The organism is Hymenobacter sp. YIM 151500-1 (assembly GCF_025979885.1).
In the GTDB taxonomy this organism is placed as follows: domain Bacteria; phylum Bacteroidota; class Bacteroidia; order Cytophagales; family Hymenobacteraceae; genus Hymenobacter.
In genome coordinates this window covers 4,137,888-4,164,814 of record NZ_CP110139.1, presented here as the reverse complement: position 1 = coordinate 4,164,814, position 26,927 = coordinate 4,137,888, and the positions used below count along the sequence as shown (strand labels likewise).

16 protein-coding genes and 2 tRNA genes are annotated in these 26,927 nt (G+C 60.1%); 9 read left to right on the top strand and 9 right to left on the bottom strand.

Going from position 1 to position 26,927, the window contains the following annotated elements:
* Positions 1 to 41 precede the first annotated feature (41 nt).
* From sov to OIS53_RS17260, 5 genes are all read left to right on the top strand, one after another.
* Entirely contained in the window at positions 42 to 7,568 is a 7,527-nt protein-coding gene (gene sov, locus OIS53_RS17280) for a T9SS outer membrane translocon Sov/SprA (protein WP_264679824.1), read from the top strand.
* 119 nt (positions 7,569 to 7,687) lie between these two features.
* Positions 7,688 to 8,257 (top strand): hypothetical protein, encoded by a 570-nt coding sequence (locus tag OIS53_RS17275; RefSeq protein ID WP_264679823.1) that lies wholly within the window; start codon positions 7,688 to 7,690, stop codon positions 8,255 to 8,257.
* 139 nt (positions 8,258 to 8,396) lie between these two features.
* On the top strand, positions 8,397 to 8,777 hold the full coding sequence (gene gcvH, locus OIS53_RS17270) for a glycine cleavage system protein GcvH (RefSeq protein ID WP_264679822.1): 381 nt from the start codon (positions 8,397 to 8,399) through the stop codon (positions 8,775 to 8,777).
* 21 nt (positions 8,778 to 8,798) lie between these two features.
* On the top strand, positions 8,799 to 9,206 hold the full coding sequence (locus OIS53_RS17265) for a VanZ family protein (protein ID WP_264679821.1): 408 nt from the start codon (positions 8,799 to 8,801) through the stop codon (positions 9,204 to 9,206).
* Positions 9,203 to 10,537 carry a M28 family metallopeptidase gene (locus OIS53_RS17260; RefSeq protein ID WP_264679820.1) on the top strand — a complete coding sequence of 445 codons (1,335 nt, stop codon included), beginning with the start codon at positions 9,203 to 9,205 and terminating at the stop codon, positions 10,535 to 10,537. Before OIS53_RS17265 ends, OIS53_RS17260 begins: the two co-directional genes overlap by 4 nt.
* A 151-nt stretch (positions 10,538 to 10,688) precedes the next feature.
* Here the strand turns inward: OIS53_RS17260 and OIS53_RS17255 are convergent, their stop codons facing one another.
* The 4 genes from OIS53_RS17255 to OIS53_RS17240 form a co-directional block, all read right to left on the bottom strand.
* The gene (locus tag OIS53_RS17255) at positions 10,689 to 11,234 is read right to left on the bottom strand and encodes a hypothetical protein (protein WP_264679819.1); all 546 of its coding nucleotides are present in this window, start codon (positions 11,232 to 11,234) and stop codon (positions 10,689 to 10,691) included.
* Between the two features lie 334 nt (positions 11,235 to 11,568).
* Complete coding sequence (locus tag OIS53_RS17250; RefSeq protein WP_264679818.1) at positions 11,569 to 12,465, bottom strand: YicC/YloC family endoribonuclease; 897 nt, start codon at positions 12,463 to 12,465, stop codon at positions 11,569 to 11,571.
* A gap of 169 nt (positions 12,466 to 12,634) precedes the next feature.
* Positions 12,635 to 14,068: a cell shape-determining protein MreB gene (locus tag OIS53_RS17245; RefSeq protein ID WP_264679817.1), complete on the bottom strand. Its 1,434-nt coding sequence runs from the start codon at positions 14,066 to 14,068 to the stop codon at positions 12,635 to 12,637.
* A 73-nt stretch (positions 14,069 to 14,141) separates the two neighbouring features.
* Complete coding sequence (locus OIS53_RS17240; protein ID WP_264679816.1) at positions 14,142 to 17,039, bottom strand: TonB-dependent receptor; 2,898 nt, start codon at positions 17,037 to 17,039, stop codon at positions 14,142 to 14,144.
* 106 nt (positions 17,040 to 17,145) lie between these two features.
* On the opposite strand from OIS53_RS17240, the gene OIS53_RS17235 reads away from it, so the two are divergent.
* Positions 17,146 to 18,348: a glycosyltransferase gene (locus OIS53_RS17235; protein ID WP_264679815.1), complete on the top strand. Its 1,203-nt coding sequence runs from the start codon at positions 17,146 to 17,148 to the stop codon at positions 18,346 to 18,348.
* Positions 18,349 to 18,421: 73 nt separating this feature from the next.
* Positions 18,422 to 19,696, top strand: coding sequence for a lipopolysaccharide biosynthesis protein (locus tag OIS53_RS17230; protein WP_264679814.1), 1,275 nt, complete (start codon positions 18,422 to 18,424; stop codon positions 19,694 to 19,696).
* A gap of 100 nt (positions 19,697 to 19,796) precedes the next feature.
* On the opposite strand, the gene OIS53_RS17225 is transcribed toward OIS53_RS17230, so the two are convergent.
* Positions 19,797 to 20,780 (bottom strand): AAA family ATPase, encoded by a 984-nt coding sequence (locus tag OIS53_RS17225; protein ID WP_264679813.1) that lies wholly within the window; start codon positions 20,778 to 20,780, stop codon positions 19,797 to 19,799.
* 744 nt (positions 20,781 to 21,524) lie between these two features.
* Between OIS53_RS17225 and OIS53_RS17220 the strand changes: the two genes are divergently transcribed.
* Positions 21,525 to 22,103, top strand: a complete 579-nt coding sequence (locus OIS53_RS17220) for a hypothetical protein (protein ID WP_264679812.1) — start codon at positions 21,525 to 21,527, stop codon at positions 22,101 to 22,103.
* Positions 22,104 to 22,337: 234 nt separating this feature from the next.
* Here OIS53_RS17220 and OIS53_RS17215 read toward each other — a convergent pair.
* The 4 genes from OIS53_RS17215 to mutS all read right to left on the bottom strand — a co-directional run bounded on the left by OIS53_RS17215 (position 22,338) and on the right by mutS (position 26,015).
* Positions 22,338 to 22,421, bottom strand: a tRNA-Leu gene (locus tag OIS53_RS17215).
* A complete protein-coding gene (locus tag OIS53_RS20530) occupies positions 22,407 to 22,712 on the bottom strand; it encodes an HNH endonuclease (protein WP_413775199.1) in 306 nt (101 codons plus the stop codon). The genes OIS53_RS17215 and OIS53_RS20530 overlap by 15 nt, the downstream gene beginning before the upstream one ends.
* A gap of 257 nt (positions 22,713 to 22,969) precedes the next feature.
* A tRNA-Gly gene (locus OIS53_RS17210) sits at positions 22,970 to 23,045 on the bottom strand.
* Between the two features lie 264 nt (positions 23,046 to 23,309).
* Positions 23,310 to 26,015, bottom strand: coding sequence for a DNA mismatch repair protein MutS (mutS, locus tag OIS53_RS17205; RefSeq protein WP_264682386.1), 2,706 nt, complete (start codon positions 26,013 to 26,015; stop codon positions 23,310 to 23,312).
* A 216-nt stretch (positions 26,016 to 26,231) separates the two neighbouring features.
* On the opposite strand from mutS, the gene OIS53_RS17200 reads away from it, so the two are divergent.
* The gene (locus OIS53_RS17200) at positions 26,232 to 26,786 is read left to right on the top strand and encodes an RNA methyltransferase (RefSeq protein ID WP_264679811.1); all 555 of its coding nucleotides are present in this window, start codon (positions 26,232 to 26,234) and stop codon (positions 26,784 to 26,786) included.
* Positions 26,787 to 26,927: the final 141 nt, after the last annotated feature.

Below are 26,927 nucleotides of genomic sequence, written 5' to 3'. Positions count from 1 at the left end.
GAGAAGCGAAACCCTTCAACCGAATTCCATTCTATTGACGCTTGAATACCGGTAAAAAGTCTTTTGCGGCGTCGATTGTGGCCGCGGCGTCGTTGCTGGCCTGGTGGTCGCAGGCCAAACCTACCGGAAACCCCGAGCCTTTTGCCATGGAGCAGCTGTGGGCCTGGCTGCCCGCCGCTAGGCCCACTGGTCGGCTTGGTCGCCAGGCTCCGTTTGCTGCCGACACGCCCCGCACCGACACCACCCGCTACCGCCCCAGCCGCCGCCCCCGCGTGGCGCCCCAAGACCGGCAGGGCACGCCCCTGGCGCCGCAGCGCCGCCGCTCGCCCTTGGTGCTGCCCCTGCCCAACAACGTGCAGCTGGACGTGCAGCCCGACGACAGCCTCAAAAACTTCGACATCCGGGAGCGGCTGGGCGAAAGCCTGGACTACCGCGACCCGAGCCGCATGTCGTTTCAGGAGTACTCGCGCTGGCAGCAGCAGCAAGCGGTACGCAACTACTTCCGCCAGCGCTCGGCCGGCGGTGTTGTCGGCGACTCGGGCTCGGCCGTCGCGCGCCGCCTTATTCCGAAAATCTACCTGGGCCCCATGGCCGACCGGATTTTTGGGGGCTCCTACGTGGACATCCGGCCCCAGGGAGCCGTGACCCTGCGCCTGGGCGCCCGGTTCAACAAAAACGAAAACCCCACGCTAACCCTGCGCCAGCAGCGCGTAGGCGACTTCCAGTACGACCAGAACCTCAACCTGAACCTGACCGGGCAGATTGGGGAGAAGCTGCGCCTGACCTTCAACTACGACACGCGCGCGGCCTTCGACTTCGAGAACAATATGAAGCTCGACTACACGGGCTTCGACACCGACATCATCCGCAAGATTGAGCTGGGCAACGTGAGTTTGCCCCTGAATAACTCCCTGATTCAGGGTGGGCAAAACCTGTTCGGGGTGAAAACCCAGCTCCAGTTCGGGCGCATGGCCGTGACGGCCGTGGCCAGCACCCTGCGCGGGCAGGCCGATGAGGTGCGCATTCAGAACGGGGGCCAGAGCCGGCCGTTTGAGCTGAAAGCCAGCCAGTACGAGCGGGACCGGCATTACTTCCTGAGCCAGTTTTTCCGCGACCGGTACGACGCGGCCCTGCGCAACCTGCCTACCGTGCAGAGCGGGGTGGAAATCCGCCGCCTGGAGGTGTACGTGACCAACGACAACCGCTCGTCCGAAAACCTGCGCAACGTGGTGGGCCTCATGGACGTGGGCGAGCCGCGCCGCGTGTACCGGAGCCGTTTCCTGCAAGCTCAGCTGCCGGGCGCCAACGCCCCGGCTCAAAACGCGGCCAACACCTTGTTCAGCCAGGTACTGGCCGGCACCCGCTCCGACTTGCAGGTGGACGCTTATCTGGAAGGAAACCTGCAGCTGCAGAAAACCATTGACTATGAGCGTATTCGGGCGCGCAAGCTGGACCCGCGCGAGTACACCTTCAACGCCCAGCTCGGCTACCTGTCCCTGAACACCCAGCTGCTGCCCGAGCAGGTGCTGGCCGTGTCGTACGAGTACCTCTTCAACGGCAAGGTGTACAAGGTGGGCGAAACCGTGGACGACTACGGCCCCACGGCTGGCCAGAACGACGTTATTTTTCTGAAGCTGCTGAAGGCCACTAACCCCGCCGTGGGTCTGGCCGACCCCGGCCAGAACCCGCAGAACGAAAACCTGCGGACCCGCAACCTGCCGACGTGGGACCTGATGATGAAAAACATCTACCCGCTGAACGCCAACCAGCTCAACCGCGACAATTTCCAGCTGCAAATCGTCTACAAAGACGACATCACGGGGGTTGACCTGATTTCCCTGAAGGAAGGACAGAACATTGTCAACCGCCCGCTGATTGAGGTGCTCAACCTCGACAACGTAAACCCCAACAACGACCGGAACCCCGACGGCAACTTCGACTTCTTCCCCGGCATCACCATCGACCCGGAGCTGGGGCGGGTGATTTTCCCGAACGTGGAGCCGTTTGGCTCCTACCTGGCCGCGCAGTTTGACACGGCCAACTCGATTACGGAGCGGGACCTGGCCCGGCGCTACGTGTACCGGGAGCTGTACACGCAGGTGCAGAGCGACGCCCAGCAGCGCCAGGAAAAAGACAAGTTCTTTTTGCGCGGGCGCTATCAGGCCACGGCTACCAACGAAATCAACCTGCCCGGCATTGGCGTGGCCGAGGGCTCGGTGCGGGTGTACGCGGGCAGCACCCTGCTGCAAGAAGGCGTCGACTACCAGGTGTTCTACGACCAGGCCATTGTCAAAATCCTCAATGCCAGCTACCTGAACTCAGCCAATGAGCTGCGGGTGCAGTTCGAGAAAAACGCCCTGGTGCAGGTGCAGCCCCGCCGCCTGCTGGGCGCTAGGTTCGACTACCGGGTGTCGCCGGACATAAACCTGGGCGCCACGGTGCTGCACCTGCGCGAAAACCAGGCCCCCGGCATCAACCGCGTGAACCTGGGCGACGAGCCCGGCAACAACACCCTCTACGGCTTCGACGTGAACCTGCGGCGCGAGTCGCGGGCCATTACGCGTTACCTCGACATGCTGCCGCTGATTTCGACCAAGGAGCCGTCGTCGGTGGCGTTCAGCGGGGAGTTTGCCCAGCTGCTGCCGGGCCGCTCCAAGCTGGGCGACGGCGACACCGGGGGCGAAAATGGCGTGTCGTACATCGACGACTTCGAGAATGCCCGCACGCCTTACACCCTGGGCGGGCAGAACGCGGCCGTGGTGTGGCGGCTGGCTTCGGCGCCGCCGCGGCTGGGGGGCACGCTCACGGGCCTGGCAGCGGGCTACAACCGGGCCCACCTGGCCTGGTACACCGTAGATCAGACCTACTATACCGGCGGGCAGAGCCGGCCCGACAACATTGCCAGCTCCGACATCAGCCTGAAAAACCACTATACCCGCGGCATTAAGCGCACCGAAATCTTCCCGAAGCGGGAGCTGGGCGCCGCCGGCAATTCCTTCGAGTACTCCCTGGACCTGGCTTACTTCCCCGACGAGCGGGGCCAGTACAACTTCACGCCCAACGTATCGAGCACGGACCCGCGGCGGTTTGCCCGCACTGGCGCGGCCGACAATGCCGCCCGTTTCGGGGGCATTGCCCGCGAAATCACCTTCGACACGGACTTTGACAATGCCAACGTGGAGTTTCTGGAGTTCTGGCTGATGGACCCCTTCATTCAGGGCGAAAACGGCCGCGTGCTCGACCAGGAAGGCACCGACGAAAACAACACCACCGGCGGGGAGCTGGTCCTGAACCTGGGCTCGGTGTCGGAAGATGTGCTGAAGGACGGCAACCGCCATGAGTTTGAGCAGGGCCTGCCCATCACCGACGACCAAACCGACACGGAGCGCACCGTGTGGGGCCGCGTGACGCGCCAGCCTTTCCTCACCGACGCCTTCAGTGCGGCGCCCGGCGCCCGGCCCCGGCAGGACGTGGGCCTCGACGGCATCGGCGACTCCGACGAGCAGGCGTTTTTCAACGCTGTGTACGGCCCGGACCCGGCCCGCGACAACTTCCGCCACCACCTCGACCCCAGCTACGACCAGCAGGACGCCAAGATTCTGGCCCGCTACAAAAACTTCAATGGCTTGCAGGGCAACTCGCCCGAGGACAGCCAGCTGTCGTCGACGGCTTTTCCCGACAAAGAGGACCTGAACCGCGACAACGTAATTACGGACACGGAGCGGTACTACGAGTACCGGATGACGCTGCGCCCCGGCCAGCTGGCTGTGGGCCAGAACTACATCGTGGATAAAGTCACGAACAAGAACTCCGACACCAATGGCGAGGAAGTAACCTGGTATCAGTTCCGGATTCCGGTGCGCCAGCCTACGGGCGTGGTGGGTGTGCCGCCGGGCCAGGACTTCGGGTTCAAGTCGATTCGGTTTATGCGCCTGTACCTGACGCGCTGGGAGCAGCCGGTGGTGCTGCGCATGGTGCAGCCGCAGTTTGTGGCCAACCAGTGGCGCCGCTTCCTCACCAAGATTGCCGACCCCACCCAGCCCATCATCAACCCCGACACCGACGCCGACGCCTTCAATATTTCCACGGTCAGCATCGAGGAAAACGGCGCCGTGAGCGGGCAGGCCCAGACCGACGCCATTCCGTACGTGTCGCCGCCCGGCATCCGCCGCGACCGGGAGTACGGCGCGGGTACGGTGAACCGCCAGCAGAACGAGCAGAGCCTGCGCATGTGCGTGGAAGGCCTGCGCGACGGCTTTGCCAAGGCAGCGTACAAGAACGTGACCCTGAACATGCTGCGCTACAAGCGCCTGCGCCTGTTTCTGCACGCCGAAAGCGACGACCAAACCGTGCGCAGCGGGCAGGTACGGGGCTTCGTGCGCATCGGCACCGACTACACCCAGAACTACTACGAGTACTCGCTGCCCCTGGTGCTAACGGAGCGCGGAGCCACGACCGACAATGCCATCTGGCCCGAAGCCAACCGCGTGGACGTGGGCTTTCAGGATTTCGTGGACGTGAAGGCGGCCCGTAATGCCCAGGCTGCCGGGGCCGTAGACTACACCAAGCCCTTCAGCCGCACCTTGCCTAACGGCGCTACCATCACCGTGGTAGGCAACCCCGATTTTTCGGCGGTGCAGGGCGTGATGATTGGGGTGCTGAACCCCCGCGACGACAACGCAAGCAAGAGCCTGTGCATCTGGGCCAATGAGCTGCGCGTGTTTGACTTTGAGCGGGAAAACGGCTGGGCCGCCACCGCCCGCTTCAACGCCAAGCTGGCCGACCTGGCCAACATTACGGCGACGGGCAGCTTCGTGAGCTACGGCTTCGGCGGCTTGCAGGACCGGGTGCAGCAACGCTCCCTCGACAACATTACCCGCGGCGACCTGAACGCCACCGTGGCCGCCGACAAGCTGCTGCCCGAGAAGCTGGGGTTGCGTATTCCGGTGCTGGTGCAAGCCGGGGTGGAAAGCCGCGCCCCCGAGTTCGACCCGCTCGACCCCGACACGCGCCTGACCCAGTCGTTGCAGAAGTTTGAAACCGCCGAGGAACGGGCCAATTACCGCCGCGAAGTAGTGGACCAAACCAGCCAGCGCAGCATCAGCCTGCTGAATGTGCGTAAGGAGCGCACCAACCAGGAGAAAAAGGTGCGGCCCTACGACATTGAGAACTTTGCGGTGAGCTACTCTATCACGGAGCGCCTACACACCGACATTCGCACCGACCGGGACTACACCCGCACCTACACCGGGGCCCTGGCTTACGTGTACCAGGCCACGCCGCGCAGCTACACGCCCCTGGCCAAGGTGAAGGCTTTCGACTCGCCCTACCTGAAGATGCTGCAAGAGGTGAACTTCACGCCCCTGCCCTCGCGCTTCTCCTTCCGCGCCGACCTGGACCGCCGCTACAACGAGCGGTTTTTGCAGCGCACCCTGGAGCCCGGCCAGGTGCCCGTGACGGATGGCATTCCGGGCGTGTTCCAGAAGGCCTTCTTCTTCAACCGCATCTACGACCTGCGCTGGGACCTGACCAAGGGACTGGCCCTGGACTACACGGCCACCAACCGCGCCGTGGTGGACGAAGGACCCGGCCGTAGCATCGGCAGTTCGGCTGAGGCCGAGCGTAACCGGGAGCTGCTGCGCGACAACCTGTTCCGCCGCGGGGGTCGCACCACCAACTTCAACCAGACCGTGGCGGCCACCTACCGCCTGCCCCTGGACAAGTTCCCGCTCACCGACTGGCTTTCGGCCGACCTGCGCTACGCGGCCAACTACTCCTGGCAAGCTGCCTCCACGGCCCTGCGCGCCCCGGTCCGCCCCGGTGACCCAACGGATACGACTACCGTACCCCTGGACCTGGGCAATACCATTCAGAACAACGGGGAGCTGAGCGCCAATGGCCGCATCGACCTGGTAAAGCTCTACAACAAGGTGCGCTTCCTGAACATCATCAACAATGCCCCGCCGCCTGCCCCGCGCCCCGAGGGTGACGCCGGCCGGGGCAATGCCACCGGCCGGGTGCGCCGCCCCGCTGCCGCCGATACGGCCCGGACCGGGGTAGCCGGCGCCGACTCGGCCCGCGGCCCGGAGCTGCGGGCGTTGAAAGCGGTGTTGCGCTCCTTGATGACGGCCCGCTCTTTGAACTTCACCTACACCCGCTCCAACGGCACCCTGCTGCCCGGCTACCTGCCCGGTACCCGCTTCTTCGGGCTCAACAGTGACTTCGATGCGCCGGGCGTGCCCTTCCTGCTGGGGTACCAGTATCCGCTGAACGAGCTGCACGAGCGGGCTGCTTCCCGCGGCTGGTACACTACCAATAGCCAGTACCTGAACACGCCTCTCTCCTCCCTGCTCACCGAAAACCTGACCCTGCGCACCGCCCTGGAGCCCTTCCGCGACTTCAACATTCAATTAGACGGCCGGCGCACGAAGGTGTTCAACCGGGAAGAGTTTTTCCGCAACCTGCTGGATGAAACAACTCTGGAGCCCATAGCGGACCCCACCGCGCTGGGTGGCTTCAGGTTGGCGCCGCGGCAGCCGCTGGGCTCGGGCACGTTCAGCACCTCGTTTATCTCCATCCAGACCCTTTTCGGGGACCTGAGTGCCAAGGGGGAACGGTCGAAGGCGTTTAACCGATTCGTGCAGAACCGGGTGGTGGTGCGCGACCGGCTGGCCGATGCGCCCGGTAACCTCAACGCCGATGGTCAGGAGGTGAATGGCTCCTATAGCTACAACTCCCAGGACGTGCTGCTACCAGCCTTCCTCGATGCGTACCGCGGCAAGTCGTCGGACAACTACAAGCCGAAGAAGTTCAACCCCTTTGCGCTGCTGCCCGTGCCCAACTGGCGCATCGACTACAACGGCCTGGCCAACCTGCCGCTGATGCAGCGTTTCTTCCGCTCCATCACCTTGAACCACGCATATTCTTCGACCTACAACATCAATGGCTTCACCACGGCCACGGTGTACGGTGAGGAACCCAGCCAGCTGTCTTACCTCACCAACGCCAGCGGGCAGTTCATTCCGTACTACGTGATTAGCCAGGTAACCATTGCCGAGCGGCTGGCCCCGCTGGTGGGCCTCAACTTCCAGACCACCGGCCAGATGACCGGCCGCCTGGAGTACCGCATCGACCGGAACCTGGGCCTGAACACCACCAATGCCCAGGTGACGGAGCTGCACTCCAAGGAAATCGTGGTGGGTTTTGGCTACGTTACCAACCGCCTGAAGCTGCCCTTCCGCATTGGCGGCGAGCAGCGCGTGCTCCGCAACGAGCTGACGGCCCGCCTCGACCTGAGCATCCGGGACAACTTCGCCATTCAGCGGGCCATCCTGGATGTGGTGGAGCCTACGGCCAGCACCCCCGGCGAACCGGGCCGCGCCTCCAGCCAGACCACCAACGGCACCCGCCAGGTACAGCTGCGCCCCACGGTCGACTACGTGCTCAACCAGCGCCTGAACCTGCAGTTCTTTTTCACCAAGAACATAACCGAACCGCGGGTGCAAAACGCCTTCCGCAACACCACCACCGAAGGCGGCCTACAGCTCCGCTACAGCCTGTCGCAGTAGCAGTGCCGTAGCCATCAGGCCTGCACGCCCACCGACTGCGTGTCGGTGGGCCGTTGGTTTTTCTGCGGGCTAGTGGTCTATTTTGGGGCTGATTCTGTCACCTGTTCCGCGCGCCTCGAATGCCAACTTCTTCCTCCGCCACTGCTCCTAAAGCGTCAGGCTCCAGCCGTATCGTGCTGCTGGGAGCGGGCTGGTTTCTGCTGGGAATCGGGTGGGGCGCGGGTATGCTACGGCTGGCCCCCGGTACGCTCGTTTCGGTGGGGACGCTGTGGGCGGTGGTGCTGGGCAGTGCGGCTTTGCTTACTGCGGGGTTGATGCCCTGGTTGGCCTGGCGCCGCCGCCAGAGTGGTTTGCCGCCGGCTCAGCTGGCAGATGTGCTGACGACGGCGGCTGTGCTGCTGGTGTACACTGCTGTTGCCTTCGGCATGTTGGTGGCGGTGGTCCTGCTCAACCTCAACGCCTACCTCAGCCCCGGCCCTATTCGCCAGCTAACCTTGCCCATCGTGAACCGTTCTGGTTACGGCGCACAAGATGCCTTTGTGGAAGTGGAGGTGGACGGCGTGCGGCAGCGCATTGCGCTGGATGCCAGGCACCAGTCGCCGCTTGCGGCCCGCACCATCCGCCTCACGTTGCAACGCGGCCTGCTGGGCTACTGGGTGGTGCGCGGCAAAAAGCTGAGCATCTTCTGAAACGAGCCGCTGCAATCCGCTAGTCAAGGCTGGTTGGCATCTTCCTGCCCTGGCACGCACGTAAACTCCCCTTCAACTCGTACTTTTGACGTCGTGCGTTTCGGCGCCGCTCTTCCTCACCTCACCCTTACCCGCACCCATGAATCTGCCCGCCAGTCTGAAGTACACGAAAGAACACGAATGGATCCGCATCGAAGGCGACGTTGCCTACATCGGCATCACCGACCACGCCCAGAAGGAACTTGGCGACATCGTGTACGTCGACATTGATACGCTCGATAAAGAGGTGGCCCAAAACGAAGTGTTCGGTACCGTGGAGGCCGTAAAGACGGTTTCGGACCTGTACAGCCCCATCACCGGTACCGTGCTCGAAATCAACAGCGCCCTGGATGGCAGCCCCGAGCTGGTAAATTCCGACCCCTACGGCCAAGGCTGGATGATTAAGATGTCGGTGGCCAACCCCTCGGAGCTGGATGCCCTGCTCACCGCCGAAACCTACGGAGAGCTGGTGGGCGCCTAACTTCGCGCTTTTTCTACGGTCGTGCCTGTTTCCGCGCCGCCTCCGTCTCGTCGCCGGACCTTTGCCGTCCTGCCGCTGGCGTGGGCGGCGCTGGTGTTGTGGCTCACCCTGAGCCCCACCGCCCACCTGCCCCGCACCCCGCACTGGGAGCTGCTGTCCTTCGACACGGCCGCCCATGCCTTTGTGTTTGTGGTGCTGGCCGGGCTGCTCATCTTCTCCGTGCGGCGGCAAGCGGTGTGGCCCGCCGGGCGGCGTTGGGCCTGGCCCCTGGTGCTGGTTTTCTGCCTGATATTTGGGGCCTCGATTGAAGTTATGCAGACGAGCATGGCCCTGGGCCGCCACGGCGAATGGTCGGACGTCATCAGCGACTCGCTGGGGACCGTGGCCGGCCTGGGCGGTATGTGGCTGCTGAAGCGGCAGTGGCAATGACTGGCCTCCGGAGCATCGGCAAGCCGCTTGCCGTGGGGCTGGCTACGGGTCTGCTGGCGCTGGGCGGCCCTGCGGCAGCTGCTCAGGACATGGCGCGGGTCCGAACTACTATCCGGCAGCTCACGGCGCCCCGGTTGCATGGGCGCGGCTACGTCCGGCACGGCGACCAGCTAGCCGCCGCGTATGTGCAGCGGCGTTTTCGGCAGCTGGGCTTGCAGCCCCTGGCACCCGATTTTCTGCAGCCGTTTCTGCTGTCTGTCAACACCTTCCCTGGCCAGTTGCAGTTGCAGCTGACTACGCCGGGAGCCCGCCCCATCCGGTTGCGTCCCGGCCTCGACTTTATTGCGGCTGCTACCTCCGGCTCCGGCCTCGTGCACGGCCCTCTCGTCTACCTCGACAGCACCGTGCTAGCGGATGCCGAAGCCCAGCACCGATTTCTGCGCCTCACCACGCAGCCAGGCTTGGTGGTACTCCAGAGTCGCACGGCGCGCCAGCTGCCCCAATACCCGGCTGCCATCCGCCAGCGTGTCGATTCGGCTGCGGCCCTGATTACGCTGGTTTCCAAGCTCACTGCCTCCCTGGCCCCGGTACAGAGCCGGCAGGTACGGCTCGAAGCGCTGCCTCAGCCCGCGCTGCTGGCCGCTGCTACGCGGCCAACCAACGCCAGCGTGCAGGTTCAGGCCCGGCTGCTTGAGCGGTATTCATCTCAGAATGTAGTCGGATTCCTGCCCGGCCGCATTCAGCCCGATTCCTTTTTGGTTGTCTCGGCGCACTACGACCATTTGGGTCGTATGGGCCGGCACACCTTCTTTCCGGGCGCCAACGACAATGCCAGCGGTACGGCCATGCTGCTGGAGCTGGCGGCTCACTACGCCCGCCCCGAAAACCGGCCCGCCTACTCCCTGGTTTTTCTCGCCTGCGGAGGCGAAGAGGCCGGCCTTGTTGGCTCCACATACTTCACTGAGCATTCCCCAGTGCCCCTGAGCCGGATCCGGTTCTTGGTTAACCTGGACCTAGTAGGCACCGGCGACGAAGGGCTGACTGTTGTGAATGGCCGCCTGCTGCCAGCGGCTTTCCAGCAGCTACAACGCCTCAACGAAACGGGTCGGTACGTGCCTTCAGTGGCTGCCCGCGGCCGGGCCGCCAACTCCGACCATTTCCCTTTTTCGGAGCGCGGCGTACCCGCTTTTTTTGTCTATACCCGCGGCGGCATCTCCGCTTACCACGACGTGCAGGACCGGCCCGAGACCTTACCCCTCACGGCGTTTTCCGGGGTGTACTCTCTGTTGCGCGAGTTCTTAAATGGCTTGGGCGCCCACTCGGCCAACTAGCAGCTGCTGGAATGCGACGATACTCCTACACTAGCATATCGGGCTCACTACTGCATAACCCATAGAAAGTCATAATCCCGGAATCATCTGGAACAAGCCAGATAACTCCGGGATTATATACCTCGCGGGAAAACCCGCTCAGCTAGTTTGATTAGCCATTGGCTTTAAAGGAAGCCATGATCTGCTTGGCTACATTTTCCCATTCGGGCTTCTGGCGGTCGGCGCAGGTGAAGGTGCACATCAGCAGCTTGCCTTCCACGTCGCTGAAGAATACCAGCGTGTACACCTCACGGTTTACATCAGGCTTCATCAGCTCCAGGTAGCCTACCTTGCGGCCGTTCACTTCCTTCACACCGTGGTTAAACCACTTTGCTTCTTTGAACTGCTTGGTGTAGGTTTTGTAGAACGTCGCCTCGTACATCTCAATCATGTCCTGATCAGCCGTGTTATCGGTGTAGGCGAAGGAGATGCTGGCTTCCTTGTTATTGGTGTAGATAACGCTCGGACGGCTCTGGGCTTTAGCGTAGTTAAAGTCCATTTGCTGTTCGCTCATTATTTCAAAGCCTTTGGGGATGAGGATTTCAACCCGTTCGCTTAGCACACGCTTTTTGATTAGCTCTACCTCAGCGAAAGGACGAGCAGCCATCAGCAACAGCATCAGGCAAAGTATGGGGGCGGCGAGTAGGACTTTTTTCATGGCTATAAACTGAAAAAAGGTGGATTTCAAGGCAGGTCTGAGACTAGAGAGTAAACAAGTCACTCTGTTTGGATAACACAATTTACGCAGAAAAACCAAAGTGGCAATACTCCGCCCGAAAATAATTTCCTGATGACCCTTCAAACAGGTCTCCACTAGCTATAAAAACCCCGTTTAAAGCACCAAAAGGCCATTTTTAATACTTTGAGAAAAAATCTTGTCTCTCCGGCAAGTTCTTCAGAAAGCTCAGCTTTATATCGAAAATAGCATATGATAAAATACCAAGAAAAAGTCCAATTCATGTTTTACGGACGCCTTATAGCTTCGGAGACGCTCAAAGAATGTTGTTGATCTGTTCTTTAATTTTTTCAAGCTCTTCCTTCATCCCGACTACCAGATGCTGGATGATTGAATCGTTGGCTTTGGACCCTATGGTATTGATTTCGCGCCCGATTTCCTGGGAGATAAAAGCGAGTTTCTTTCCGGTTGGCTCGGGCAGCCCGGCAGTTTCGGCGAAGTAGTGTAAATGATTGACTAGCCGGACCTTTTCCTCAGCAATATCCAGCTTCTCAATATAATACAGTACCTCTTGTTCAAAGCGCCCGGAGCTGAACTGCTCAGTACCCGCCAGTTCGGCCACGTGGCTGAGCAGGCGCTGGCGTACCTGCTCGATGCGCGTGGGGTCGTGGCGTTCCACCTCGGCCAGCAGCATCCGGATTCGGTCCACGTACCCCAGGATTTCACTGGTCAATGCCTGCCCCTCGTCGCGGCGAAACTGATTTACCCGGTCCAGAGCTTCCTGCAACACGGGCAGCAGTTCTTCCCACGGCACTTCCTCTTCGTCCGCTATGCTAGCCGGGGCATCAGTGGGAATTCGCAGGGCACCGGGTAGGGCGCGGGCCACAGCCGCCAGCTGTTCCAGCGACAAGCCTACTACTTGCGTCAACTCCTGCAACTCCCGGCACGCGGTTGCCAGCACCTCTTTGTTTACAATGGAGCCCTGGGAGCCCGTGGCGCGCTGCCGAACAAAGTCCAGGTTCAGGTTGACCTTGCCCCGCACCAAGCTCTTGGCCACTACGTTACGAATCTCCAGCTCGTGGTCCTGCAGAAACCGTGGCAGCCGCAGCGTCAGGTCCAGCGTTTTAGAGTTCAGCGACTTGATTTCAACGCTGGCGGAATACCGGTCGGTTTCGCGCTGGGCCAGGCCATAGCCAGTCATGGAGTGAAGCATAGCAAACGCAGGTAAGTAGCAGCTTAATAAACTATAAACATACAGCTTCCACTCCGAATCCTTCTCCTGGCCCGACGATTCACCGCACTGCTCACAAGTCTCTTGAAGTGCCCAGAGAGCAAAAAAGCCGGAGCAGTGGCTCCGGCTTTTTATATCACACACACAATTTTTAATACGCTGTATTCTGCGGATCGAAATTTGTCCAGCCCTGCATCCAATTCTCGGTTCCGAATGCGCCCTTAAACGTCACTTTATCAAAGAAAGCATCACTGGCTTTGCCATCGAAGATAGCACCGGTGAGTAGCGATGATCCGGTCTGAGGTAGGAAAGAAGGAGTCGTTAAACTGAAGGAAGCGGTATTTAGTCCCAATGAAGACAAGCTAGCGGAAGGTATTATAGAGTTGTTTTTGCCAGCCGCGTTAAACCAAGTAGTTAAATCGTCGGCCGTGAAGCTGCCACTACCAGTGTTGTTACGGACAGCTAAAGGCGTGTTATTATTAGCTAGAACAACACCCTTCAGATTAACAGCTCCGGACTGCACGTTTGCCCACGTGGCTACGCCATCCATGCGTAAGCCTTCAGGCTGACCAACAAATACAGAGTTATAGATGCTAATAGCCGTGTTACGGCGGATGTGCATTGCAGACTGATACACGCCGCTACCTGATGCTTGAGTAGTAGGAGGAGTACCACCGGTCACGAACACGCTGACGTTGCTGAATATAGGCGCCGTGAGCGGAAAACCAGCATTGTCACCGGTGGCTGGAGTGCCAGGGTTGAAATTATCGGACTCAAAGCCGTTTGACGCTGAAAAGTCAGCAAAAGCAGGGTCGCGCAGCGAAACTGCATACTGCACCTTACCAGTGTAGCCGAAGTCCGTGTCAAAGTCGTCGTCCCAGCCGCGGTGTGCTACCAAGTGCTTGGCGTTGACGGTTCCCCCAAACCATTCAAAAGAATCGTCGCCGCTATAGGATACTTGCACGTAGTCAATTTGAGTGCCCGAACCCACACCATACAGGGTAAGACCATTGATTTCGCTATTATCCCGAGTTGAAAGCGGAATACCAGCAAACTCGATACGCACATATTTTAGGCTGCCGGAGTTGTCGTTGGCCACAGTGCCACCAAAGCCAATTCCAATACCGCCTTCCATCTCTGTAGTCAGAGGCTGGTTGATAGGTGCCCGTCCTACGAGTACCACTCCGCCCCAGTCGCCATACTTACGGCTGCCGGGCGCTTTGGCCGATGTGAATACAATAGGATTCGTCTGGGTGCCCTCAGCTATTATTTTCCCACCGCGCTCAACAACCAGGGTACCTTTCGTGTCTTGGTCGCCAAAGATTTTCGTTCCAGGTTCAATAGTCAGCGTGATGCCATCTTTCACCCGCACAAAACCCTGCAGCAAATACTTCTCGTTGGCCCGAAGCGTACGGTTGGCGGTAATGTCACCTGACAAGATAACGCGGCCAGTAGGATCGGTTGGGCCACTGGGCTGATTGCTCGTGTCAGGCGCATTGTCGTTGTTGTCTTCGCAACTACTCAGAGAAGCCGACGATGTAACGGCAAGCATAGCCAAAAGCAGCAGTTTTGGGAAGCGTTTCATGGAATAGGGGTTGAGGAAGGTGCAGGCAAAAGGTGTGACGTGTTACACGTTATTGAGACGGTTGTGGCAGCACCTACCACGTGTAAGTGAGGCCCACCGACGAGTAAGAGCCTCGCCGATAGGTGCGCACAGTATTGTCACCGCTGGAGTGTTTGCCGTTGCGGTCAGTATCCTGATCAAGCTGTACGGGTTGGTTGAAGACGTCCTGCACAGCAGCACGCAATTCCCAATTTTTAGCCAAACGCTTAGTTACGATTATATCCATAACGTTGCGCGGCACCTCAAATACTGTTGGGTTAAGCTTATTGCCGACAGCGAAAATGCGGGGGCCTACTACATTGTACAGCAGGCTAACCTGGGTGCTGTTGTCCTCACTGGAGTAATAGGTTCCCAGATTGATCAGGTAAGGCGACTGCCCTTGTAGCGGACGATTAATAATCTGCGTGTCACCCGGATCAATCGGCGTTACTACTCCACCTGCGTCGGGTACTAGTACCGGGTTACCTAGATCTACACGGCTGATAATAAACGAGGCATTACCAGCTAGCGAGAGACGGCGCAATAGGGTGGAGCTGGTAAGCGAGCTTAATGATTTGCGCACTTCAATTTCGGTGCCGTAGCTGGTAGCTCCTTGTGCATTTATAAAAGCATAGCCCAAGGTGCTTGGCCCACCTGCTGTAAAGCTCAGGAAGCTCTCAATTGGATCAGTAAAGCGCTTATAGAAAGCACCAACAGTAACCAGCTCTCCGCTGGACGGGTACAGTTCCCAACGTAAATCCAGATTCTGGATGCGGGCTGTGCGGAGACTTAGGTTGCCTTGAATGTCTCCGTTAAGGTTGAAGTCGTAGTAGCGAAATGGCGCTAGCTCGCGAAACTCAGGCCGGTTGATGGTGGACGAGTATGCAGCACGCACCAGCATCCGATCATTCAAATCGTAGGTCAGGTTTACGGAGGGCAGAGGGCTAAACAGCGTAAAGCCTCCTCGTCCGGGTCTGCGGTCTAGCAATATGCCATTAACAGCAAGGTCCATATACTCTCCACGGAAACCTACTGTACCGGTAAACTTGCCTACCGGCAGCGTAACACTTGCATAGCCAGACAGCAACGTGCTGGTAGCGGTATACTCATCAGAAGGGTTGGTGCCTTCCTCCAAAGAGAAGGCCCCTGGACGACCCGTTAAGTTTTCCGGAGCGAAAATTTGTCCGATAGGCAAGGTGCGAGCGGTGCTGTTCGGACCGCCGATGTAGTTATAACCGAAGAAGCGGGCATTGAAGTCACGGTCTTTCCGTTCGCCATATACTCCGGCCTTCATTTTGAAGCCTCCTTCACGATTGGACGAATCGGCTCGGAAAGTGTGCTGGGCATTTAGGGCTACGGTGCCGACCCGCTCGTTAAGCTTGGAGAAGAAACGGCCAGCATCTGTGGGATTAGGCTCAGCAGGAGTTACTAGCGCGAAAGGCACCAGCGTACCATCACCATTGGTAGCGCCGATTGGGCGAGTATAACGGGCCCGGCGCCAGTCTGGCTCGGTGCGGTAGGTATAAGCAAATCCACCCACCCAGTCCAGTTTAGTTTTGTCGTTAGCTAGTTCATGATTGCCAATCAGCTGACCAGAATAAATACTACGGCTTTCAAACCGCTGCGAATAGGCTAGCTCATCATTACTGGTCTGCGTAATATTCCGGCCCTGACGAACTACCGTTTCAGCTGCTCCTAACTGATTAAAGAGGTTTTTAAACTCCAGTGAATTGCGGTTGTTGAGGCGCAGCCAGAAATTCTGTACTACACCCAGGCGCACCTCATTGTTATATAGCTGATCATTGTACGCGACGGATACTTGGCTGCGGTCTTCCCCAAGCTCATAAGAGGTCAGGCGCGGACTTGTGGCCAAGTGGTAGTTGCCATAGTTCAGGCTGGTCAATATGCCAAACTGCTTTTCTCCGATGTCGTAGCGGCGTCCTAGATTAAAAGAGAGCCGTGCATCAGGCGCGGCCTTGATAGTATTAACGTCCCACCGGTTAGGCAACTGCCGGCCGAAAGCGGCTCGTAGTTCCGGCGAGAAGCTGTTGTCGCTAAGCCGGGCAGGCCAGTTGTCAGGGATAGTGCGCTTACCACTATCGAAGCCCAGCCAATCATACTTGCCACCTTCGTACTTCTGCACTTCGCTAAAAGTGGTTCCAAAGCGGTAGCCCCCCCCGAAACTTACGTTAGTAAAATTTTCCTGGGGTGCCCGCTTGGTATATACTTTAATTACTCCACCTGCAAAGTCCCCCGGCAGCTCGGCCGAGCCCGACTTGAAAATCAGCATTCGGTCGATGATGTTGCTTGGAATCATATCGAACGCGAAGGCGCGAGTATCAACCTCCGAGCTAGGCGTGAGCACGTCGTTCAGCATTACGGCGTTGTAGCGCTGGGTGAGGCCGCGCACCAGCACGAAGCGGTTATCCTGGATGGATACGCCGGGTACGCGGCGGGCAATCTGGGCGGCGTCGCGGTCCTGGGACTTCACTATCTGTTCAGAAGAAACGCCCACTGCTACCAGTTGGGCGTTCTTTACTTCGGTGATGACGGCTACTTCGGTGTTAGTCAGGCGCTGGGCGGTTACTACTACGTCGCCGAGCTGGTTGGCCGATTCGGTGAGGGCCGTGTTAATGACGACGACCTTGCCGGCATCAACCTGGAGGTTGGGAATGGTTTTGCGCTGGTACGACACGTAGTTGACGACCAGTGTGTGCGTACCGGCCGGCACTTTGCCAATCTCGAAAGAGCCGTCGAGGTCGGTGGCGGCACCTAAGCCGGTGCCCTCAATGCCTACGCTGGCACCAATGATGGCTTCCTTGGTTTTCTCGTCTCGAATGGTGCCTTTAATGGTACCAGTCTGGGCTTGAGCGGCGCCAAGTGCGCCAGCTAAGCACATGAAAATCAGAAAAAAGACCCGTCTGAAAAGCATTGCCGTCTGCGTTGAAATCATGGGGCAAAGCTCTCCTTCTCGTATTACATGAATCTGTCCGAATTATTACCAAATCATTACTTACTGCCCTCATGAAGCAGCCCACAAAACCCGTAGCTTGCACCTCGTGAACCGGCCCCGCGTCCTGATGCTGCCCAAGTGGTACCCCAACCGCTACGATGACCAGGACGGAGATTTTGTGGCCCGGCACGTGGCCGCCATTGCGCCCAACGCCGAGGTGGCTGTGCTGTTTGCCACCGTAGCCCGTGGCCCGCAACGGCCGCTGCTCACGTGTGAAGCCGAGCTAACCGGCCCCGTTCCTACCCTGCGCTACTATTACCGCGCCCGCCTTACCGGCCTGCCGTTGCTGGATAAGCTGCTCAAGCTACTCCTTTATACTATAAGTATGCACCAGGGCTACCGCCGGCTGCACCGCCACTGGGGCGGCCCGCCCCAGCTGGTACACGTGCACGTGTTGCTGCGCACGGGCCTGTGGGCGGGGTGGCTGCGCCTTACGCGCGGCCTGCCGTACGTGGTAACCGAGCACTGGACCCGCTACCTGCCCGCCAATGCCCACCGCATCGGCCGGCTACGCCGGAGGCTGACGCAGCTGGTGGTGCGGCACGCGGCTACCCTGCATACCGTGTCGGACAACTTGCAGCAGGCACTGGCGGACCTGGGCATCCGCAATAGCCGGACTGTGCTGCTACCTAATGTAGTGGACACGGACCTGTTTCGGCCGGCCGCACCGGCGGAGCGGGATGCTCCGGGCTGCCCTGCCGGGTATCTGCTGCACGTGGCGGCGTTCAATGAGCAGGCCAAAAACCTGAGTGGCCTGCTGCGGGTAGTGGCCCGGCTGCGGCTCTCCCGGCCAACCGTGCGGCTACGCGTGGCCGGCTACGGACCAGCCGAAGCGCAGCTGCGGGAGCTGGCTGCTTCCTTGGGGCTACTGGAGGATGGCACGGTTGCGTTCCTGGGCAAGCTGCCGCCGGCTCAGGTGGCCGAGGAAATGCGCCGGGCCGCCTGCCTGGTCTTGTTCAGCAACTACGAAAACTTGCCCTGCGTGCTTATCGAAGCGCAGGCCAGTGGCCTGCCCGCCGTGGCTACCCGCGTGGGAGGCGTGCCGGAGCTGCTTCCCGAAGATGGCAGCTGCGGCCTGCTCGTGCCGCCGCGCGACGAAGCGGCGCTGGCCGTATCGCTGACTACCCTGCTGGACAATCCTGGGCTGGTGAGTGCCGAGGTCTTGCGGCAACGGGCGGTGCAGCAGTTTAGCACGGCCGCCGTGGGCCGGCAGTTTGCCGAGGTATACGCGCAGGTGCTGGGCCGTTAGCTTGTATTTTCGCTGCTAGCCCGCCCATCAGACTCCGCCTTGTGGCCTGCTGGATAAAGCGCCTTTTCACTTCTTGCCTCTCCCCTCCCTCGTGCTTCAGCGCATCCTGCACAACTTTGCGGCCCGGCTGGCTACGGCCCTGCTCAACTTCGGGGTGGTGTGGCTGACGGCCCGCTACCTGGGGGCAGCCGGCCGAGGGGCGGTGAGCCTGTTTGTGACGGACTGTGCGCTGCTGCTGCTGTTTATTGGCCTGCTGGGCGGCTCTTCCCTGATTTACCTGGCCCCGCGCCGCAACGTGTGGCACTTGCTGCTACCGGCTTACGGCTGGGCCACGCTGGTGTGCCTGGCCGGTGCGGGGCTGCTGGCCCAGGTGCGGGCCGCGCCTCCCGCCTACTGGCTGCACCTGGCGGCCCTGGCTCTGCTCCAGGCTTTGTTTTCCATCAATACTTCTCTGCTGCTGGGGCGCCGGCAGGAGCGGCTGTATAATGCCCTGACGGTTACGCACGTAGGGTTGCTGGCCCTGCTGCTCGGCGCGGCATTTACCGGCGGGCACGCATCGGTGGCCGTGTATTTTCAGGCCGCTTACGTGGCCTATGGCCTGCCGCTGCTGGCTAGCAGTGTAGCCCTGCTACGCCTGCCCGACCCGCGCAGGCGCCGCTGGCGGCGCCTGCGGGCCACTGCCCGCGAGCTGGCCCGCCACAGCCGCGGCGCCCACTTGTCTAACCTGCTCACCTTCATTAACTACCGCCTGAGCTACTACTTCGTGGCGCACTACGCCGATGCCCAGGCCGTGGGGGTGCTGTCGGTGGGGGTGGCGCTGGCCGAGGCCGTGTGGCTGATTCCGCGCAGCACGGCCCTGGTGCAGTACGTGGAGCTGGTGCACAACGCCGGGCAGGGCCGGCCGCAGCTGGCCGCCGCCCGGCTTACGCTCTTGGGCACCGGGGCGGCCGTACTGGGGCTGGTAGCCCTGCCGCCGGCCGTGCTCGGCGGGGTGTTCGGGCCGGAGTTTGCGGCGGCGCGGCCCGTGCTGCTGCTGCTGGCGCCGGGCGTGCTGCTGGTGACGGTGCAGATGCTGTGCAGCAGCTACTTCGCGGGCCGGGCTCATTACCGTATCAACAACCTGGCGGCCCTGGTCGGCCTGCTCGTGACGGTGCCTGCCTGCTGGCTGCTGATTCCGCGCCTGGGCATTCGGGGGGCTGCGGCCGCCAGCAGCTTGTCGTATCTGGCGTCGGCGGGGTTTCTGTTTTTTCACTTCCGGCGGGCAACCGGGGCCGGAGTACGGGCCCTGCTGCCTCGGCCCGCCGACCTGGCCCCATTGCGGCAGCTGTTGCCGGTTCGGCCGAAGTAGGGCTTCGATAAGCTGCTCAGTTTGGCGGGGCGCTCCGTTTGGAGACTTACCGTCTGGTGTCTTTTCGTTCAACGGCCGGGCGCGTGCGACGCGCCCCTACTTAGCTAATCGGCACTTTGCGCAGGATGGCCTCAATCATGTCCTGGGTGCGGATGCCGTCGGCTTCGGCCTCGTAGTTGAGCAGGATGCGGTGGTTGAGCACGTCGGCGGCCACGGCCTTGATGTCTTCGGGCAGCACGTAGTCACGCTCATCCAGGAAGGCCACGGCCTTGGCAGCCCGGTGCAGGGCAATGCTGGCCCGCGGACTCACCCCAAACTGCACGTACTGCTGAAACTCGGTGAGGTCGTACTCGGCAGGCTTGCGGGTAGCAAACACCAGCTCAATGATGTACTTCTCCAGTGTTTCCGAAATCTGCACCTGGTTGATCAGCCCCCGAATGCCGAAGATGTCCTCCTTGCTGAGCACGGAGCTTACCTCGCCCACGTAGCTGAGGTTGGCCATGCGGCGCATCACTTCCAGCTCGTCGGTTTTCTTCAGATAGTCGACGTACACCTTCATCATAAACCGGTCGACTTGGGCTTCGGGCAGCGGGTAGGTGCCTTCTTGCTCCACCGGGTTTTGGGTGGCCAGCACCAGAAACGGCAAATCCAGCGGGTACGTGGTTTCACCAATGGTTACTTGCTTTTCCTGCATGGCTTCCAGCAGGGCACTCTGCACCTTGGCCGGGGAGCGGTTCACTTCGTCGGCCAGAATGAGGTTGGCGAAAATCGGCCCCTTCTTCACCTCAAACTCCGACTGGTTCTGGTTGTAAATCATGGTGCCCACCAAGTCAGAAGGTAGCAGGTCGGGCGTGAACTGCACGCGCTGAAAGTCCAGGTCCAGCACCTTCGACAACGTACTGATGGTAAGCGTCTTGGCCAGACCCGGCACGCCTTCCAGCAGGATGTGCCCGCCCGTGAACAGGCCAATCAGGAGGCGGTTGACCATGTACTGCTGGCCCACCACTACCTTACCAACTTCGGCAAATACCTGCTTGATTTTCTGTTGGTAGTCGGGGGCGGGAGCCGTTTGCAAAGGCATCATAAGGCAAGCAGAAGTTAATCAGGCACATCTAAAGGTAGCCAAAACGCACCGAGGGCAGGTCGCCACAACGCGAATTTCGCCGGCTGCGGGCCTGCTTTCCCAAGCTTGCTCCTTCTCTCCTGCTGTCTACAGAGTAGTTCTGTCAGGATATTCGATTTCTTATTTCAGGTGCCTTACCTATGTCTTACGTTCAATTTTTATTGGGCTCATTCGTGGTCCGCATCGGCCTTTTCCGGCAGCGGCTCCAGCCTCCCGGTGTTTCCCCATCCGACTTCGGGAAGTTACGGTCCGGCTGATTACCCTGCACACCTCTCACGGCACGGCCACGCTGTACCAGCCCGCACCCAGGCCGCCGCAGTGCCCGACTGCACCGGCTGGCCCACCAAGCTCTACGTACTCCGGCTTCGCACTATCGGCCCCACTACCAGCCAAGAAGTACAGATCGAGTAAGCCAGTGCCGCCCTCCGAGAAAAAGCTTTGTACGTTGCGTATTGAGCTTTTTTGTAAATACTGTTTCGTCGGCTATGATGCTACAGAGTGCAACGAAGCCACACCTCTGCGCTGCGAACTGGCGGCTAACCAGGATTATCCTAAGCTTAGATCTAGGGATGATTCAGGCCACGACAGTAGCTTTGCCCGCGCGGCAAGTGGCTTCCGCTAGGATCAGGAAGCTGCAAGTGGGTCACGGGTGCAGCCGCAGCGGTCCAGACCGAACACTCAGTGGGCTTTTCCGGCCAGAACATCATGAACGAGCACATCATCGTTCTTCATTCAACCGCGGGTGACCTGCTAACGGGACGCAAAGTCTCCCAACTAGCTGGTCTGGCGGCGCTTCACGGACTGTCTCTCACGTATGAGGGTGCCACAGAAGTGCTGAGCGACTTCGTGCAGTTCACGTTCCTGGACCAGCAAAGCAGTGCCCGCCTGGTCCTGGTAGACGATTACCTGAACAACCTGGCCTACGTGTCCTTGCAGCAGATGCCTGACTCAGCAGTGAAGTTCATAACAGACTGGCTGCGCCGTGAAATAGGCGCGCCCTCCTTACGGGAAGTCAAGCACCTGCTAGAGCAAGACCTGGAGGGCCACGCTGCGTATGTAACGCACCTGGGCCTGCTGGAGCAAGTCCACCAGAGTGAGGCCGGCACAGCCCGGCTATTGCAACGGGCCCTAGCCTCGCCCCTCGTCGAGGTGGTGGAAAAAGCCCTGATAGCCGCGCAACAACTTCGGTGGCCGGAGCTTTCCGATGACATTCGCCGGCTGGCCACCCACTCGCCCAACCCACACCTGCGAGAGTTTGCAGGCAAAGTGCTGGCCCAGTTGTGAAGCTGCTACCCGGCGGCTTTGGACACCAAATCCTTATTTGCGCCAACGCACTCTATTCACTGTAAGAGCTACGTGCGCAGCCAGCCTAGCGTCATTCAGGTAGTGGCGAACCTCCCTTTGCAGAGTCCATAGTTCGCGTTGCAGAGTACCGATTGCCCTGAACGCAAAAAACCCGGAAAACCCCTTCTGCTAACTGAGAAGGCATTTTCCGGGCTTTCCGGTTGTAAATGTTTGTACCAGAGACGGGACTCGAACCCGTACTTCCTTTCGGAAACGGCATTTTAAGTGCCGCGTGGCTACCTGTTACACCACTCTGGCGCGGGCTTGGTTTCTGCCTCGATAACTTGGTGTTAAGGCATGACAGTTGGGGCAAAGTAACTGCAAATTCTCCAAACGATGGTCATTGCTGATGCCGTTTACGTGATGAAGCTCCAAGGGAATAGGTCTGTTCAGCCATTGAGCCAAACCACACTGTTCGCAAACAGCTTGCTTATAACCAGCGCGTAGTAAACGATTTTTCAGCCGATTACTGGAAGTATAAGCTGAATTTTCCTGAAGGATACTTTCCCATGTGGCCCGACGACCAAAAGCTCGGTACCGCCCGCCCACATTCCAGGCGCTACCCGTGAAATGGGCTGTACTCAGGCCCAGCCTCGTGATGCGGGTCTGCACGGTTTTGTAATTACCGCCGGCCGGTACCAGCCCTAGGCGGCCCAGCACCTGTGCCACCGACAGACATTCGGCTACCAGTTGTCGAAACTGCTCATCGGTGGCATGGTGTTTACGCCGGGCGGCCACACGATAATGACTGGGGGCTTGAAGACTGCCGTAAAGCAAAAGACCCCGCCTTACAGCAGGGTCTTTTTTGGAGCGGGAGACGAGGTTCGAACTCGCGACCTCGACCTTGGCAAGGTCGCGCTCTACCAACTGAGCTACTCTCGCTTGCTTCGATCTTGACGCCGTGGAGGCGTTTTGATGTGACAAAGGTAGCACATGAATGTCTGAAGTCAAGAGGCAGGGCTAAAAAAATCAGCAGGTGATACTTCCAACAGGCCTTTTTTCCTGATTTCCAGAGAGAAAAATTTTCATTTAAAATCTGTATCTACGCAGCGTACGCGCTGATTTTGTTGAGCTTACCCGACTGATGTGCGCCGTGCCGCTAACAGGGGGGTCAGCAGCAACACTTCTCAACCGATGCAGGCCACATTACTTACCAATGGCCAGCTTCAGCTCATTTAGCTTGAGTAGGGCTTCGATGGGTGTCATGGCGTTGACATCAAGCTTATCGAGCAGTTCCCGCACCCGTTCCAGGGCCGGGTCGGCGGGCTCAAACATGCTGAGCTGCAAGCTAGACCGAGGCGCCGAGTGCACGGCTGCGGCCGGCTGGGGTGTAGGGCCGCGTTGAGCTGGTGCCGCCGGCTCGGGCGCGGCATGTAAGGCCACCACTTTGCCGCCCGCGGTGCCGTCGAGGCCGGCCAGCACTTCGTCAAACTCGGTGGTTGTTTCGGGGTCGATGCCGGCAGAGGTCCGTTCCTGCTCCAGGTGGTGCATGATTTCGTTGGCGCGTAGTACTACCGAGGTGGGCATGCCGGCCATGCGGGCCACGTGAATACCAAAGGAGTGCTCGGAGCCGCCTTCCTGGAGCTTACGCAGAAACAGGATGCGGCCGTCGGCTTCTTTCACGGCCACGTTGTAGTTGCGCACCCGCGGGCAGTCATCGGCCAGCTGGTTTAGCTCGTGGTAGTGGGTGGCAAACAGGGTTTTGGCCCGCGCCTTGGGCGAGTTGTGCAGGTGCTCCACAATGGCCCAGGCAATACTGATGCCGTCGTAGGTGCTGGTGCCGCGCCCGATTTCGTCCATGAGCACCAGACTTCTGTCCGATAAGTTGTTGAGAATAGAAGCCGTTTCGGTCATCTCCACCATGAAGGTACTCTCGCCCTTGCTCAGGTTGTCGGAGGCGCCGACGCGGGTGAATATCTTGTCGATGACGCCGACGTGGGCGGCGTCGGCGGGCACGAAGGAGCCGATTTGGGCCAGCAGCACAATCAGGGCCGTCTGGCGCAACAGGGCCGACTTGCCGGCCATGTTGGGACCGGTAATCACCACAATCTGCTGCTCGTCCTGGTTGAGGCAGATGTCATTGGGAATGTACTGCTCGCCGGGGGGCAGCTGCCGCTCAATAACGGGATGGCGGCCAGCCTTAATGTCGAGCACGGTGCTGTCGTCGACGGTGGGCTTGACGTAGCGGTGCTGCCGGGCCGTGGCGGCGAAGGAGGCCAGGCAGTCGGTGACGCCGATGGCGCGGGCGTTCTGCTGGATCTGAGCCACGTACTCGGCGGCAGTCAGCACGAGGTCGGAATAGATTTTCTGCTCGATGATGAACAACCGCTCCTCGGCGTGCAAAATCTTTTCCTCATAGGTTTTCAGCTCCTCTGTGATGTAGCGCTCGGCATTCACCAGCGTCTGCTTCCGAATCCAGGTGGTCGGCACCTTGTCTTTGTGAGCGTTGGTGACTTCGAGGTAATAACCAAACACTTTATTATAGGCCACTTTCAGGGAGCCGATACCGGTTTCCTGAATGGCCCGCTGCTGGAGCTGAAACAGGTAGTCTTTGCCCGAAAACGCCAGCTGGCGCAACTCGTCCAGCTCCCGGTCCACGCCATCGTGCAGCACCCCGCCTTGGTTGGTCAGGATGGGCGCATCGGGCTTGATTTTGGCCTGGATTTCCTCGCGCAGCGCCGCGCAAGGGTTGAGCTGGTCGGCCAGCTTGTGCAGGGCGCGGATGCCGGAGGCGGCCAGCTGCTCCCAGATGGGCCCAATGGCCTCCAAGGCGCGGGCCAGCTGGAGCAGCTCGCGCGGATTGATGCGGCGCACGGCCACTTTGGAAATCAGCCGCTCCAGGTCCCCAATCTGGCGCAGGTGCTGCAAGAGGTCTTCCAACAGCTCGGGGGCTTGCAGCAGGCCTTCCACCGTGTCGAGGCGGCGCTGAATCTGGGCGGGCTCCTTGAGGGGCAGCACCACCCACTTACGCAGCAGGCGGGCACCCATGGGCGTCACGGTTTGGTCCAGAATATCAATCAGGGGCACGCCGCCGGGGTGCTGGGCCTGCACCAGCTCCAGGTTACGAACGGTGAATCTATCGAGCCACACGTACTTATCCTCCTCCAGGCGCCCGACGCTGCCGATGTGGCCCACGTCGGTATGCTTGGTTTCGGCCAGGTAGTGCAGGATGCAGCCGGCCGCCGTGATTCCCTCCCGCAGCCCGTCGATGCCGTAGCCTTTCAGTGAGGTGGTGTTGAAGTGGCGGGTGAGCGTGTCGTGGCAGTAGTCGAAGCCGAACACCCACTCATCCAGGGCAAAGTGGCAGTAGTCGGGCCCGAAGCTCTCCTCGAACTCGCGGCGGCTTTTCTTGCAGAACAGCACTTCGGCCGGCTGAAAGTTCTGGAGCAGCTTGCCCAAGTACTCGGTGCTGCCCTGAGCCACCAGAAACTCGCCGGTGCTGATGTCGAGAAACGAAATACCCGCCTCCTGCTTGCCGAAGTGCACGGCACATAGATAATTGTTGCTTTTGCGCTCCAGCACGTTGTCGTGCAGGCTCACGCCGGGCGTCACCAGCTCCGTGATGCCGCGCTTGACGAGGCCCTTGGCCAGCTTGGGGTCTTCGAGCTGGTCGCAGATGGCTACGCGCTGCCCGGCCCGCACCAGCTTAGGCAGGTAGTTGTCGAGGGCGTGGTGGGGGAAGCCAGCCAGGGGCGTTTCCGAGGAGGTACCGGCCCCGCGCTTGGTCAGGGTAATGTCGAGGATGCGGGCAGCCGTCACGGCGTCCTCCCCGAAGGTTTCGTAAAAGTCGCCCACCCGAAACAGAAGCACGGCGCCGGGGTGCTGCTGCTTGAGCTGGTAATACTGCTTCATCAGCGGCGTATCGGCCACGGGCGCGGGCCCCAGGGAGCCATGCGTGCGAATGGGCTTTTTGTCGGGAGAGGCGAGTTTGGGCATGGAAATGTGGCGTAAGCTGTAGCTTGCGCCGTTAAACATCAGGTTTCTGGAATTAGCTCCGCCGCAGCCTTTCTTATAATTAGGCGACGGCGCAACCGAAGGTCCGCGGAGCTACGCTAAAGCTACCGCCACATGCGCAAACTCTCCATGGAAGAGCTGAACCGGCTGACGGTGGCAGACTTCAAAAATACGCGAAAACTCCCCCTTACCCTGGTGCTCGACAACGTGCGCAGCCTGCACAACGTAGGGGCTGCCTTCCGCACTGCCGACGCCTTTGCCATTGAAAAAATATGGCTCTGCGGCATCACCGGGCGGCCGCCCCAACGCGAAATCACCAAAACCGCCCTGGGCTCTACGGAGTCGGTGGCCTGGGAGTATGCGGCCACTACACTGGAAGCCCTGCGCCAGCTTAAGGCGGCTGGCTACGCGCTGGTGGCCGTGGAGCAAACCACCGCTTCCCAGCCCCTGCCCGCCTTCCGGCCCGACCCGGCCCGGCCCCACGCCTTGATTATGGGCAACGAAGTGTTTGGGGTGGATGACGAGGTGCTAGCCCTCTGCGACGCAGCCGTGGAGATACCGCAGTTTGGCACTAAGCACAGTTTGAACGTAAGCGTGGCGGCGGGTGTAGTACTGTGGGATTTTCTGAGCAAAATGGGCTGGACGACGCCCGGCACGGCCATTACCTGACAATCTTGACGAAATAGCTGACTGTTTACTAATAGCTTATCCACAAGATTTCGGATTTCCTATTTACATTTGAGTGAGCCATTTTCTTGGAAGTGGCCTGTTTGCGCGTTCATTTCCTTCCATCCTTTTTCTTCCACCTTA